12 protein-coding genes and 1 tRNA gene are annotated in these 13,602 nt (G+C 67.9%); 4 read left to right on the top strand and 9 right to left on the bottom strand.

Going from position 1 to position 13,602, the window contains the following annotated elements:
* Positions 1–325 precede the first annotated feature (325 nt).
* Together VG566_RS06595 and VG566_RS06590 are read right to left on the bottom strand one after the other, a co-directional pair.
* A tRNA-Thr gene (locus tag VG566_RS06595) sits at positions 326–399 on the bottom strand.
* A 649-nt stretch (positions 400–1,048) separates the two neighbouring features.
* Entirely contained in the window at positions 1,049–2,005 is a 957-nt protein-coding gene (locus VG566_RS06590) for an aldo/keto reductase (protein WP_032961500.1), read from the bottom strand.
* A gap of 169 nt (positions 2,006–2,174) precedes the next feature.
* On the opposite strand from VG566_RS06590, the gene VG566_RS06585 reads away from it, so the two are divergent.
* Positions 2,175–3,032: a class I SAM-dependent methyltransferase gene (locus tag VG566_RS06585; RefSeq protein ID WP_164167286.1), complete on the top strand. Its 858-nt coding sequence runs from the start codon at positions 2,175–2,177 to the stop codon at positions 3,030–3,032.
* A gap of 171 nt (positions 3,033–3,203) precedes the next feature.
* On the top strand, positions 3,204–3,743 hold the full coding sequence (locus tag VG566_RS06580) for a pseudouridine synthase (RefSeq protein WP_014648817.1): 540 nt from the start codon (positions 3,204–3,206) through the stop codon (positions 3,741–3,743).
* Positions 3,744–3,833: 90 nt separating this feature from the next.
* Here the strand turns inward: VG566_RS06580 and VG566_RS06575 are convergent, their stop codons facing one another.
* Together VG566_RS06575 and hrpB are read right to left on the bottom strand one after the other, a co-directional pair.
* On the bottom strand, positions 3,834–4,208 hold the full coding sequence (locus VG566_RS06575; RefSeq protein ID WP_005411574.1) for a hypothetical protein: 375 nt from the start codon (positions 4,206–4,208) through the stop codon (positions 3,834–3,836).
* Between the two features lie 200 nt (positions 4,209–4,408).
* Complete coding sequence (hrpB, locus tag VG566_RS06570) at positions 4,409–6,913, bottom strand: ATP-dependent helicase HrpB (protein WP_241884764.1); 2,505 nt, start codon at positions 6,911–6,913, stop codon at positions 4,409–4,411.
* A 67-nt stretch (positions 6,914–6,980) separates the two neighbouring features.
* Here hrpB and VG566_RS06565 point away from each other — a divergent pair, with 67 nt between their 5' ends.
* Positions 6,981–7,778, top strand: a complete 798-nt coding sequence (locus tag VG566_RS06565) for a TatD family hydrolase (RefSeq protein WP_041864321.1) — start codon at positions 6,981–6,983, stop codon at positions 7,776–7,778.
* Between the two features lie 25 nt (positions 7,779–7,803).
* On the opposite strand, the gene VG566_RS06560 is transcribed toward VG566_RS06565, so the two are convergent.
* From VG566_RS06560 to VG566_RS06540, 5 genes are all read right to left on the bottom strand, one after another.
* Positions 7,804–8,688, bottom strand: coding sequence for an epimerase (locus tag VG566_RS06560; protein ID WP_032961506.1), 885 nt, complete (start codon positions 8,686–8,688; stop codon positions 7,804–7,806).
* On the bottom strand, positions 8,685–9,623 hold the full coding sequence (panE, locus tag VG566_RS06555) for a 2-dehydropantoate 2-reductase (protein ID WP_134966458.1): 939 nt from the start codon (positions 9,621–9,623) through the stop codon (positions 8,685–8,687). The genes VG566_RS06560 and panE overlap by 4 nt, the downstream gene beginning before the upstream one ends.
* 187 nt (positions 9,624–9,810) lie before the next feature.
* A complete protein-coding gene (locus VG566_RS06550) occupies positions 9,811–10,578 on the bottom strand; it encodes a hypothetical protein (protein ID WP_241884763.1) in 768 nt (255 codons plus the stop codon).
* 349 nt (positions 10,579–10,927) lie between these two features.
* Entirely contained in the window at positions 10,928–11,719 is a 792-nt protein-coding gene (locus VG566_RS06545) for an ABC transporter permease (protein WP_014038898.1), read from the bottom strand.
* On the bottom strand, positions 11,716–12,684 hold the full coding sequence (locus VG566_RS06540) for an ABC transporter ATP-binding protein (RefSeq protein WP_005411567.1): 969 nt from the start codon (positions 12,682–12,684) through the stop codon (positions 11,716–11,718). Before VG566_RS06540 ends, VG566_RS06545 begins: the two co-directional genes overlap by 4 nt.
* A gap of 84 nt (positions 12,685–12,768) precedes the next feature.
* Here VG566_RS06540 and VG566_RS06535 point away from each other — a divergent pair, with 84 nt between their 5' ends.
* Complete coding sequence (locus tag VG566_RS06535; RefSeq protein WP_014648809.1) at positions 12,769–13,518, top strand: ferredoxin--NADP reductase; 750 nt, start codon at positions 12,769–12,771, stop codon at positions 13,516–13,518.
* Positions 13,519–13,602 lie beyond the last annotated feature (84 nt).

Here is a 13,602-nt window from a genome sequence, read left to right as displayed (position 1 = left end):
GACCCGTTGCGGATGAATCGCCATGACCCGGGTCGATCCGGTCGTGGCGAGGCTGCCTGCACATCACGTGCAGGCAGCGGAAGAGGGCGGCCATCGGCGGACGGTCCGCGCGCGGAGCCTTCGATGCGCCGGCAGTGCTGCCATCGTCGTTCCCGGCAGGCAGCACCGGTGCGGAACGTGGCTGGCAGTGGCGGCGGGCCGGGGCCCGGCGTGAGGTCCGTTGCCTTCCACGTTCCTGCCCGAAGGCGATGTCGGTGGACGGCGACGATGGCCGCTGGGGCTTGCGCCCCGGGTGTTGCTTCAAGTCATGACGTGACAGGTCATGTGGTTTGGAGTGGGAATCGAACCCACGACAGACGGATTACGGATCCGTTGCTCTAACCAAGCTGAGCTATCCAGTTGGGGACCGCGCGGAATTGAACCGCGTACCGGCGAACCGGCGCCTGCCTCCAGCAGGCGATCCAGGCGATGGCATGTCCGCGACCTCCGGCATACGCCACGGCAACGCCGCGCGCACCAGCCCGTGGTTGAAACGGGACCGTTGGAGAATCGAGGGTGCAGGCCACCGACATTATCGGCGAGCGATAATGTTCTGATGCGATGCAGATAATGTCCAGGCGCTGCCAGTCGCGCGAAGTAAATCCTTCGGCGGGGCGGGAAAAGCCTGGGTCAGTGAGCGGCGGGTCGCCGCGCGGGGTGCAGTTCTGGCATCGCGGGTCCTTGTGTCGACGCAAACGAAAACGCCCCCGGGACTGGCGTTCCGAGGGCGTCGTCAGGCCTCGGAGATCGGGGTGGCCGATCTCCGCAGGGCGGGTATCAGGCCGTTGTCAGCTGGTCTTCCTTGCCGAACGCGCGCGCCGGCCCGTCCATGCGCAGGCATGGCAGCAGTTTGGCGATGGCGACGGAATGCGCGTTCAAGGGAAGTTTCCAGTGGTTGTTGAAACGAGGTGCGCACGATAAACCACGATTTAGTCGTGCGCAACCATTTTGTTCAATTATTTTCTGCGGTATGTGTGCAATGCCGGCCAGCGGCCGGCACTACCGGCCCTCACGCTTCCGCGCTGGCGGCATCCAGCTGCGCGACATCGTGCACGCTCAGCGACACGTTGGCCGCCGCCAGCAGATCGTGCAGCTGTTCGACGCTGGTGGCGCTGACGATCGGCGCGGTGATCGACGGCCGCGCGATCTGCCATGCCAGTGCGATCTGTGCGGCGCTGGCGTTGTGCTTGCTGGCCACGTCATCCAGCGCCTGCAGGATGCGCAGGCCGCGCGGGTTCAGATAGCGCTTCACCACCGTTTCGCCACGTGCCGGGCTCTTGGCCGCATCGGCCGGTGTGCGGTACTTGCCGCTGAGGAAGCCACTGGCCAGGGCGTAGTAGCCGATCACGCCGATCTGTTCGCGCTGCACCAGCGGTTCCAGCTCCTTCTCGTAGCCGGCACGGTCGTACAGGTTGTACTCCGGCTGCAGGGTTTCGTAACGCGGCAGCTTGTAGTCGGTGGACACCTTCAGCGCATCGGCCAGGCGCGTGGCGCTGTAGTTGGAGGCACCGATGGCGCGCACCTTGCCGGCTTCGATCAGGCGGCCGAACGCGGCCAGGGTCGCTTCCAGTGGCGTCGACTCATCATCCTCGTGGGCCTGGTACAGATCGATCACGTCGGTCTGCAGGCGGCGCAGCGAATCCTCGACCGCCGCATTGATGTTGTCCGGGGTCAGGCCGGGGCGTTCGGCCCATTTGGCCACCTTGGTCGCCAGCACCACCTTGTCGCGCTTTCCGCTGCGCGCGAACCATTTGCCGATCAGCGTTTCCGATTCGCCGCCGGTGTTGCCCGGCACCCAGGCCGAATACACATCGGCGGTGTCGACCAGGTTGAAGCCGGCGTCGACGAAGGCATCGAGCAGGGCGAAGCTGGCCTTCTCATCGGCGCTCCAGCCGAACACGTTGCCACCGAAGGCGAGCGGACGTACATGCAGGCCGGAACGGCCCAGTTCGCGGGTTGCCGTCATGGGCACGGACTCCTTGGGGGAAGTGCTCCAGAATAAAACGCGTAGTGTGACCGTGCTGCGGCGGCGACCACAAAACAGTGTTCCGCGATACGCACGCGGCTAACGTTTTGTGAACACCTGGGGCGCCGCGGCTGCTAGTCTCGCCGCATCTTCCGCTGGAGTCGCTCCGATGATGCCTGCTTCGTCCCTGCGTGGTTGCCGCCTGCTGCTTGCTTCGGCCCTGCTTGCCGCTGTTCCCGCGTTTGCCGCACCGGCCACGGTCGCGCCGGCGAAGATCCAGGTGTCGCCGGCCATCGACGCGGCGGTGAAGGCGCCCACCCGCGATGCCAACAACGTCAAGCGCGACGGTTTCCGCCACCCGGCGCAGACGCTGTCGTTCTTCAAGGTGACGCCGGAAAAGACCGTCATCGAGATCACCCCCGGCAACGGCTGGTACTCGGAGATCCTGGCGCCGCTGCTGCACGACAAGGGCCACTACGTTGCTGCGGTGGTCGATCCGATGGCGGTGCCCGAAGGCCGCGGCCGTGACTACCAGCAGCGCAGCCGCGACAGCCTGGAAAAGAAGTACGCCGCTGCACCGGCACAGTTCGGCAAGACTGCCGTGGTCGCCTACGATCCGGCCAAGCCGGTGTTCGGCCCGGCCGGTTCAGCCGATGTGGTGCTGACCTTCCGCAACGTGCACAACTGGCGCAAGGCCGGCCAGGCGCAGGGTATGTTTCAGGGCTTCTTCAACGTGCTCAAGCCGGGCGGCGTGCTGGGCGTGGTCGAGCACCGCGCCAAGGCCGACGTGGCCGACGACGATGACACCGGCTATGTCGGCCAGCAGCAGGTGATCGCGATGGCCGAGGCCGCCGGCTTCAGGTTGGACGCGCGCAGCGAGGTCAACGCCAACCCGCGCGACACCAAGGACCACCCTAACGGCGTGTGGACGCTGCCGCCGACCAACCAGCACGACAAGGCCGATGATGCGAAGTACCAGGCGATCGGCGAAAGCGACCGCATGACCCTGCGCTTCATCAAGCCGTAAGAGGGGTGCCGGGCTGGCGCATGCTGACTCTGTAGAGCCGAGCCCATGCTCGGCTGCTGTTGCGTTCCGCCGTGCTGTGCGCGATGAGCCGAGCATGGGCTCGGCTCTACAGCCGAGTGGCGCGTGGCGCGGCATGGGACAATGCGCCACCCGCCGACTGCCGTGCCCGCAATGCTGATCGCCTTCAACAAGCCCTTCAACGTGCTCTGCCAGTTCACCGACCGCAGCGTACCGCCGCGACCGACGCTGGCCGGGTTCGGCCTGCCGCCGCGCGTGTATGCCGCCGGTCGCCTGGACCATGACAGCGAAGGCCTGCTGCTGCTGACGGATAACGGCACGCTGGCGCACACGTTGACCGACCCGAAGCACAAGGCCGACAAGACCTACTGGGTGCAGGTGGAAGGCACGCCCAGCGATGAGCAGCTGCAACGGTTGCGCGATGGGGTGGAGCTGAATGACGGGCCGACCTTGCCGGCGAAGATCGAGCGCCTCGATCCGGCGCCGTCGCTGTGGACACGCGATCCGCCGGTGCGCTTCCGCAAGACCGTGCCCGATGCCTGGCTGGCGATCACGATCCGCGAGGGCCGCAACCGCCAGGTGCGGCGGATGACCGCGGCAGTGAACCTGCCAACGCTGCGGCTGGTGCGGGTGGCGATGGGGCCCTACCGGCTGGACGACCTGCAGCCGGGGCAGTGGCGGCAGATCGGTTGAAACAGAAAGGGCCGGATACCTCGCGGCATCCGGCCCTGGCTCGGGGTCAGATCCCTTCCGCAGGAAGGGCTCTGACCCGGTCGGTCACACTCACGCGTCGCTGCCGATATCGCTGTGCTCGTCCACCACGGTGTCGTTGCGGCGGTCGCGTGCGTTGATGCGCTGCGCCTGCCCATTCACCACGTGGCCATTGGCAGCCTTCTTCTTCTGCTGCTTGCGGTACAGCGCATAGCCCAGCAGGCCGACGCCGACGGCAGCCGCGGCAATGGTCACGGCCGGGTTGCGGCGGGCGAACTTGGTGGCGACCTTGCCGCCGGTCTTCACTGCGCCGAGGGCGGCGCCGGTCTTGATCCAGTCCGCGTTGCGCAGGCTGCCACCGGCGCTCTTCAGGCCATCGCCGGCGGTGTGGGCCAGCTCCAGGGCGCGCTCCAGAGCGCGGTCGGTGATTACGGTCAGCTTGCTCATGCGGGGGTCCTTTGCCTCGGGTCGAAGTCCAGTGTCGCGTGTTGCCCGTAAACGGTATGTCAGTCGGGGACGCACGTGGTGTGACTTTACCGCAGCCATTCAGGATCAGGCAGGCTCCGCACCCGGTAGTGCCGGCCGCTGGCCGGCAATGCTCTCCGCCTGGTGCCAGGGGGCTGTCGGCCAGCGGCCGGCACTACCAATCAGGTTCCGCGCGGCTTGGCCCGGTGCGTGGCCGTCGCCGTCCACGGATCATCCGGCCATGGGTGGCGCGGGTAACGGCCCTTCATCTCCTTTTTCACTTCGGCGTAGGTGCTTTCCCAGAAGTTGCGCAGATCCTGGGTGACCTGCAGCGGGCGGCCGCCGGGGGAAAGCAGGTGCAGGGTCAGCGGCACGCGGCCATCGGCGATGCGCGGCGTGTCGGCCAGGCCGAACAGTTCCTGCAGCTTCACCGCCAGCACCGGCGGCAGCGGATCGCCGCTCTCGCTGTCCAGCGCATAGGTGATCGGCCGCTCCAGTCCGGACGGCACGGTGATGCGGGTCGGCGCATGACGCTCGACCAACTGCCGTTGTGACCACTCCAGTGGCGATTTCAGCGCCTCGCCGAAGCTGGATTCATCCAGCGCATCCAGTCGCGTCCTGCCGGCGAACGCGGGCTGCAGCCATTGTGCGCGCGTGGCCAGCAGGGCATCGTCGCTGCAGTCGGGCAGGCCGAGCTCGGGCATCCAGCGCCGCAGCGATTCCACCCGTGCCTGCCACTGGCGCAGGCCCTCGGTCCACGGCAGCGCCTGCAGGCCGAGCTCGGCCACCGCATCGGTCAGCGCCTGCGCGGCGTGCTGCGGATCGACCCGGCCGGCCGAGCGGCTGTCCAGCACGATCCGGTCGAAACGGGTCTCGCGCAGCGCCACCAGGGCGCGTCGCTCGCTGTCCCAGCGCACCACGTCTTCGGTGACGAAGCGCTCCGGCCATGCCTTGCGCAGCTGGCCTTCATCCACCGGTGCGGCACGCAGCAGCAGCGCATCGCGCGCCTCGAAGCGCAGTTCGCTGGCCACCAGCCATGGCTCACCGCGCAGGTCACTCAGTTCGTGCAGGCGCGCGCTGCGGCCATTGGCCAGCAGGTAGCGCAGCGGATCGCCGGGATGCTGGAAACCGATCCGGTCGGGAAAGGCGTGTGCAAGCAGATCGCCCAGTTCGTGCGCCTCGATGCTGGCCGGCGGCGCAGCCTCGCAGCGCAGGCGGCGACGCCACTGCTTGGCGGCGGCATCAATGGCGGCCAGCCCGCTGCGGTTGGCAACGCCCGGCGCGCGGCCAGTGCGGAACGCGGCCAGTGCGCGCCAGCGGGCCGCCAGCGCGTCACCGCCCTGGCGCAGCGGGTCGCGCGCTTCCAGCAGGGCGGCCAGATCGGCGGCCAGCGCCTGCGCGCGGGCATCGGGCGCTGCCAGCAGCATCGCCGCCATCCGCGGGTGCGTACCCAGCGCCAGTACACGGCGCCCGAGTGCGGTGATCGCGCCCGAGTCCGACAGTGCACCCAGGCGTTGCAGCAGTTCGCGCGCCGCACCCATCGGGCCGGCCGGTGGCGGGTCGAGGAAGCGCAGGTCGCTGCTGCCCCACGCGGCCAGTTCCAGCGCCAGTCCGGCCAGTTCTACCTGGTCGATCTCCGCGCGGCGCTGCGGCTCCAGCCGCTGCGACTGCGGCCACAGCCGCCAGGCCACGCCCTCGGCCACGCGACCGGCACGGCCCGCGCGCTGGTCGGCCGACGCCTGCGCGATGGCCACCACGTCCAGCCGGGTGAAGCCGCTGTTGGGGTCGTAGCGCGGCTCGCGCGCCTGGCCGCTGTCGATCACCACGCGCACGCCGGGCAGGGTCACCGACGACTCGGCCACGTTGGTCGCCAGCACCACGCGACGGCGGCCATCGCTGGCGGCCTGCAACACGCGCGCCTGTTGTTCGACCGGCAGCTCGCCATGCAGCGCCAGCACCTCGACGTTGCCATCGAGTGACTCCTGCAGGCCGGCCTGGACGCGCGCGATCTCGCGCTGGCCGGGCAGGAACACCAGCAGGTCACCGGGGTGCTCGGCCAGTGCCTGCTGCACCGCGCGGCGCACCTGCAGTTCCAGGGCTTCATCGCGGCGCGCCGGGAAGTGGCTGATCGCCACCGGATAACTGCGGCCCTCGCTGCTCAGCCGCGGCGCATCGAGGAAGCGTGCCAGCCGCTCGCCGTCCAGCGTGGCCGACATCACCACCAGGCGCAGGTCGTCGCGCAGCTGCGCCTGCACGTCCAGCGCCAGCGCCAGGCCCAGATCCCCACTGAGATGGCGCTCGTGGAATTCATCGAACAGGATCGCGCCGACGGTTTCCAGCATCGGGTCGTCCTGCAGCATCCGGGTCAGGATGCCCTCGGTGACCACCTCGATGCGGGTGCGCGCGGAGACCTTGTTCTCGAAGCGGATGCGGTAGCCGACCGTGCCGCCGACCTCCTCACCCAGCTGCCGTGCCATGAACAGCGCCGCGCTGCGCGCGGCGACCCGGCGTGGTTCCAGCAGGATGATCCTGCGGCCCTGCAGCCACGGCGCGTCGAGCAGCGCCAGCGGCACCTGGGTGGTCTTGCCGGCACCGGGCGGGGCCTCCAGCACCAGCCGTGGTTGCACGGCCAGCTGCTGCTGGATCTGCGGCAGCAGCGGGGAAATCGGGAAGAGCGGGGCGTTCATATGCAAAGGATAAGGGGCCACGGCAGGCGCAGGTACAATGCGCGGGCACTTTTCCCCCGCGATGACCATGCACCTGATCGATATCGGCGCCAACCTGACCCACGACTCCTTCGACCGCGACCGCGATGCCGTGCTGGACCGCGCGCGCCAGGCCGGCGTGGTGCAGATGGTCATCACCGGTGCCAGCCGCGAGCACTCGCCACTGGCCCTGCAGTTGGCCCAGCAGCACCCCGGCTTCCTGTACGCCACCGCCGGCGTGCACCCGCACCACGCGGTGGAATACACCGAGGAATGCGATGCCGAAATGCGCGCGCTGCATGCCCACCCGGAAGTAGTGGCGGTGGGGGAGTGCGGGCTGGACTACTTCCGCGATTTCTCGCCGCGCCCGGCCCAGCACCGCGCGTTCGAGCGCCAGCTGCAGCTGGCCGCGGACAATGGCAAGCCCCTGTTCCTGCACCAGCGCGATGCGCATGCCGATTTCATGGCACAGATGAAGAACGTCGAAGGCCGCATCGGCCCGGCGGTGGTGCATTGCTTCACCGGTGAGCGTGACGAGCTGTTCGACTACCTGGACCAGGACTGGTACATCGGCATCACCGGCTGGCTGTGCGACGAGCGCCGTGGCGCGCACCTGCGCGAACTGGTGAAGAACATCCCGGCCAACCGCCTGATGATCGAGACCGACGCACCGTACCTGCTGCCGCGCACGCTGAAGCCGATGCCGAAGGACCGCCGCAACGAACCGATGTTTCTCTCGCACATCGTGGAAGAACTGGCGCGTGACCGTGGCGAGGACGTGGCAGTGACCGCCGCGAACGCAACGGCCGCGACGCGTACGTTCTTCCGCCTGCCCGGCGCAGGTTGATGGTAGTGCCGGCCCGCGGCCGGCACTACCGGAGCAGGTCGCGCAGGCCCTCACGGTAGCTGGGGAACCGCGGCGCCCACGCCAGTGCTTCACGCGTGCCACGGCTGTCGATGCGCTTGTTGCTCTGGTAGAAGCGTCGCAGGGTCGGGCTGAGTGCAGGGTCGTCCCATGCCACGGCAGGTGGCATCGCAAACCCGCCCAGCTGCGCGGCGAAGGCCAGTACCTCCTGCGGCGGTGCCGGCTCGTCATCGGCCGGCAGATACAGGCCATCCACGCACGGCCGCTGCATCGACGCGATAACGACCGTCACCAGGTCATCCACGTGCAGCCGGTTGAATAGCAGCCCGGGACGCACTACGTGGCGGGCACGTCCCTGCGCCAGCTGCAGCAGCGCATTGCGCCCCGGCCCGTACAGGCCGGGCAGGCGGAACACTGCCGATGCAATGCCGCGTTCTCCTGCAAGCGCTCGCCATTGCGCTTCGGCCCGCAGGCGCTGCACGCCGGCTGCTTCAGTGGCATCGGCTGCGCTGCGCTCGTCGACCCAGCCGCCGGCGCGGTCGGCATACACCGAGGTGGACGACAGATAGCCCACCCAGCGCAATGCCGGGCTGGCCCGCAGCGCGGGCAACAGCAGGCGCAGTGCAGGATCGCCATCGGCGTCGGGTGGCACGCTGCACAGTACGGCCTCGGCCTGCGCGATCTCATCGAGCAGGGCGGGCGATGGCGTGGCATCGGCACCCAGCGGATGGCGACGCAGACCATCGCGTGGTGCCGATGCGGGATCGCGTACCGTGCCGGCGACGTGTGCGCCCAATGCCTGCAGATGTCGGGCCAGCGCACAGCCACTCCAGCCCAGCCCGAGGATCAGCACCCGCGAGGGCGATGCACTGGCGGCGGAGATGATGCTCACGCGCCGCGCAGTGCCTGGTAGGCCTGCAGGCTGCTGTAGGCGACCTGCAGCAGCAGGGCTTCCTGGTCGGCCTTGCGCGCGCGGGCCAGCATGTCGCCGACGATCTGTTCGGCCTCCACCTGTTGGCCGGCTTCCAGGTCACGCAGCATCGATGCCTTCAGTGCCGAGCCGGCCTGGGTCAGGGTGCCGCGCGCGGTGTCCTGCGCGGCCTCGGGAACCGGTTCACCGGCGGCTTCGGCCACGGCCAGGCATTCGTCGTACAGGCCGCGCACGATCGCCTCGCCATCATCGGTGGCAACGATGGTGCCGATGTCGGCGCGCAGCAGGCAGGTCGCCGCCGCCAGCGCGGTAAGGAAGGTGTACTTGATCCATTGTTCCTGGCCGATGTGTTCGCTGGCCAGGTGATCAAGATGGGCCTGCGTGCAGACCGCAGCGAAGGCGCGCACGCGCGTCGAAGCCAGGCCGCCGTCGCGCTCGCCGAAGGTGAGCTTGGCCGGTTTGCCCAGGTGCAGCACCGCACCGTCGGGGGCCTTGGTGGCGCTGATGAAGCACAGGCCGCCAAGCACGGCGTCGCGGCCGAAGCGCGCGTCCAGTGCGTTGTAGTGATGCAGGCCGTTGAGGATCGGCAGCACGGTGGTGCCTGCGCCCACGGCCGGGGCAATGGCGTCGATCGAGCTGTCCAGGTCGTAGGCCTTGCAGCTGAGGATGACCAGGTCGAACGGCTTCTGCGCGGCCAATGCGGGCAGTGCATCAGCGGTGACATGCTGCACGGGGAAGCTGGCATCGCCGAGCGGGCTGCGGATGACCAGGCCGTCGCGATCCAGCTGGGCGGCGCGCGCGGGGCGCACGAGGAAGGTCACGTCCACACCGGCCTGGGCCAGGCGACCACCGAAGTAACCGCCGGTACCGCCGGCGCCGAGGATCAGGATGCGCATTGCACGTTCACCGTGTTCTGGGGAATCAGGATTTCGATTGTGCCGGAGATCGCGGCCAACGGCGGTGCCCCTCGCGGTGGTTCGCGAAAAGCACGGTTCAGCGGGGGTGGCCGGGTGCGGCCACCACGGAAAACAGATCAGGAGCGGAAGCGGGTCGCTCGCTGCGCGAGCGCGTGTAGAACCGCGCTCAGGGCAGCTGTTCGCTGAAGCCTTCGGTGTATCCCAATAGAAGCGTGGTGCGGGAGGACAGCGTTGCAGCCAGTTGTGACCAGGTGTCGTGCGTTCCGGCAGCGTAGACGCGCTGCAGGTCCGCGACCAGAGCGTCCGCTTCCGCAGGCGACGGCGCGCTGTCACGCTGGAAGCCCAGCCACGATGCGCCAAGCCCGAACAGGCGGTAGTCGTAATGCTCTTGCAGGTGCCGGATCAGGGCGTGGTTCTGGAAGATGTTCCAGTCCGCGCTGAAGTAGCCGTTGGGCAGGGCGGCGATCAGCAGGTCGTCACGATCCACGGGCACCTGTTGCACGCAGACCACCTCGTCGACGATGGGGTCCGGTGCGGCATTGGCCGCGACCAATGCCTCGATGTCTGCGTCATTGCACATCAGCGTGCCCGCCAGCGCGCTCCATTCCAGCCGATGCGTCGAATGCTCAAGCTGCGCGACCACATGCGCCAGCAACCGCCCGCGTGCCGCCAACGCATCGTCGGGGGTTGCCGGGTCTTCGCCCTCGTAGAGCGCGATGCGCGCGTCGTCTGACGCGTGCATGCTGGTGTAGCGGCACTGGCCGGCATCATCGAGCGTGCACAGGTAGCGATACCGGGGATCAGCCGCGTGCCGCGAGGCCAGGTATTCCAGCACCTCATCCAGCGTGGGTGAATCGCCCAGCAACGCATGGCTGAAGGCATCGATGGGGCCGTCCGACACGGCTTTGTCCAGCGCAATGGAAGTGATCTTCATCGCCACAGCCTAGCTGCAATCCCGAACGAGAAAAGCGGAACATCGGCTTTGCCGTGAAAGCTCCATCCACGCATGGCGTCGATCCATCGTGTCGACCAAGATCGACACCTACCAGCAGCAGCGGAGAACGACATCCCGGCAGATCGCCGGAATTTGTCGAAGGCGGGGTGGGTCCGATTGCGGGGGTGTCCGCGGCATGGATGCCGCGGCCAAGCCCCCAGGGATGGGTTTACGGCGTCCCCCGCAATCGGACCCACCCCGCCATCCCCCGGATAGTCAGCTTTTGCCGTTGTCGTTGAAGTTGACGTTGATTCGGCGGGTGCAGGGCCGCAGGCCCTGCAGGCCACCCTTAGCTGCGCATGCCCACGCCACGGCGCAGCAGCCACAGCGCCAGCGCCGTCAGCGCCACCACGAAGCCGATCATCAACCCATAGGCCACCGGCAGCGGCACATCGCTGCTGCCCAGCAGGCCATAGCGGAACGCATTGACCATGTAGAAGATCGGGTTCGCGTGCGTGGCCGCTTCGGCCCAGCCCGGCAGCAGCTTCACCGAATAGAACACGCCACCCAGGTAGGTCAGCGGGGTCAGGATGAAGGTCGGCACGATCGCCACGTCGTCGAACTTCTTCGCATACACCGCATTGATGAAACCGGCCAGCGAGAAGATCGTCGCGCCCAGGATCACCGTGGTCAGCATCACCAGCGGGTGCGGAATGCGCACCGGGGTGAAGAACATCGCGATGATCAGCACGATCACGCCCACCATCAGGCCGCGCAGCACGGCGCCGGCCACGTAGCCCCACAGGATCACCCAGTTCGGCATCGGGCTGACCAGCAGCTCTTCCACGTGGCGGCCGAACTTGGCACCGAAGAACGAGGAACTGATGTTGCCGTAGCTGTTCTGGATCACGCTCATCATCACCAGGCCCGGCACGATGAACTGCATGTAGGTGTAGCCGCCCATGTCACCCACGCGCGATCCGATCAGGTTGCCGAAGATCAGGAAGTACAGGGTCATGGTGATCGCCGGCGGCACCAGGGTCTGGCCCCAGATGCGCATGATGCGGGCGACTTCGCGGCGCACGATGGTCATCAGTGCGATGCGGTTGCGCTGGCCGTCGGTCAGCTCGGTGGTGCTCATGCAGGCTTCTCCAGGTTGCCGGTGAGGCGCACGAACAGCTCCTCCAGGCGGTTGCTCTTGGTACGCATCGAACGCACGCGGATACCGGCCTCGTTGAGCGTGGCGAACACGCGGTTGAGGTCCATTGCGCGCGGCATGTCGATGTCCAGCGTGTGCGGGTCCGGCGCGGTCAGGGTCGCGCCCTCGATCACCGGCAGCTGCGCCGGTAGGTCACCGTCGATGTCCAGCAGGAAGCCCTCCACGTCCAGCTTGGCCAGCAGGGTGCGCATCGGCCCCTGCTCGACGATCTGGCCATGGTTGATGATCGCCAGGTGGCGGCACAGGTACTCGGCTTCTTCCAGATAGTGCGTGGTGAGGATGATCGTGGTGCCGGCAGCGTTGATCTCCTTCAGCACGCGCCACATGTCGCGGCGGATCTCGATGTCCACGCCGGCGGTCGGCTCATCCAGGATCAGCAGGCGTGGGCGGGTCATCATTGCGCGGGCGATCATCAGCCGGCGCTTCATGCCGCCGGACAGCGTGCGGCTCATCACCTGCGCCTTTTCCCACAGGTGGGCCCGCTTCAGTTCCTCTTCGGCGCGCTGCTCCGCTTCCTCGCGCGGCACGCCGTAGAAGCCGGCGTAGTTCACCAGGATGTCGAAGGGCTTTTCGAACAGGTTGAAGTTGATTTCCTGCGGCACCAGCCCGATCAGGCGCATGGTGGCGCTGCGGTTGCGCACCAGGTCGCTGCCGAACACCTCCACCTGGCCCTCGCTGAGGTTGACCAGGGAGCTGATGATGCCGATCAGGGTCGACTTGCCGGCACCGTTGGGGCCCAGCAGGGCGAAGAAGTCGCCCGGGGCCACTTCCAGGGAAACCCCCTTCAGGGCCTGGGTGCCGTTGTCGTAGGTCTTGCGCAGGTCGCGCACGCGCAGGGCGGGCGCCGTATCGTTCTGGGATGCCAAGCTCGAAGCCTTCGCGCCCATGGGCTGGCGCTGGAGAGGGGCGGGGAGGGGCTATTATAGAAGACCCCGAGGGCTTGCCCCGGCTACACACTGTCCCGAAAAGTCGTGCCTGTTCAATTCCCCCTCAAGCTGGTCGGCCGCCGCATGCTGGCCCCGACCGTCGGCCACTACCAGTTCGTGCGTGACGATGGGCAGCCGCTGGATTTCCAGCCCGGCCAGTTCATCCAGGTCCATTTCAGCTACGCCGATGGCACCGAAACCAAGCGCAGCTACTCGCTGGCGACCATTCACGACCACGCACTGGGCCCGGGCGAGGCGGTGGATATCGCGGTCAGCTTCGTGCCCGGTGGCGCCGCCACCGCGCTGTTCGAGGCGCTGGAGCACGGCGGCCAGATCAGTGCGTCCGGCCCCTACGGCCGCTTCTGCCTGAATCCCGGTGACCACAATGCCCGCTACCTGCTGATCGCCACCGGTACCGGCGTTACCCCGTACCGCTCGATGCTGCCGCTGCTGGAAAAGGCCATGGCCGAACGTGGTGCGCAGATCGTGCTGCTGCAGGGCGCGCGCAGCCCGGGCGAGCTGCTGTACAGCGAGGACTTCTACAGCTTCGCCGAAAAACACCCGAACTTCCGCTATGTTCCGTGCCTGTCGCGCGAACTGCCCGCCGATCCGCATCCGGACGTGCAGCACGGTTACGTGCAGCAGGCGCTGGCCGGTTTCACGCCGGACCCGGCCACGGACATCGCCTACCTGTGCGGCAACCCGGACATGGTCGATGCCTGCGCCGAGCTGCTGAAGGCCGCCGGCCTGGGCAACCCGCAGATCCGCCGCGAGAAGTACGTCAGCAGCAAATAGGTCCGGCTGGTGCCGGCCGCTGGCCGGCAACCCCACGAACCCCGGTAGTACCGGCCGCTGGCCGGCAACCGCACGAACCCCGGT

The organism is Stenotrophomonas sp. CASM114 (genome assembly GCF_049384325.1).
GTDB lineage: Bacteria > Pseudomonadota > Gammaproteobacteria > Xanthomonadales > Xanthomonadaceae > Stenotrophomonas > Stenotrophomonas muris.
Note: the sequence above shows the minus strand (reverse complement) of the source record. Positions and strands in the feature narration are given on the sequence as shown.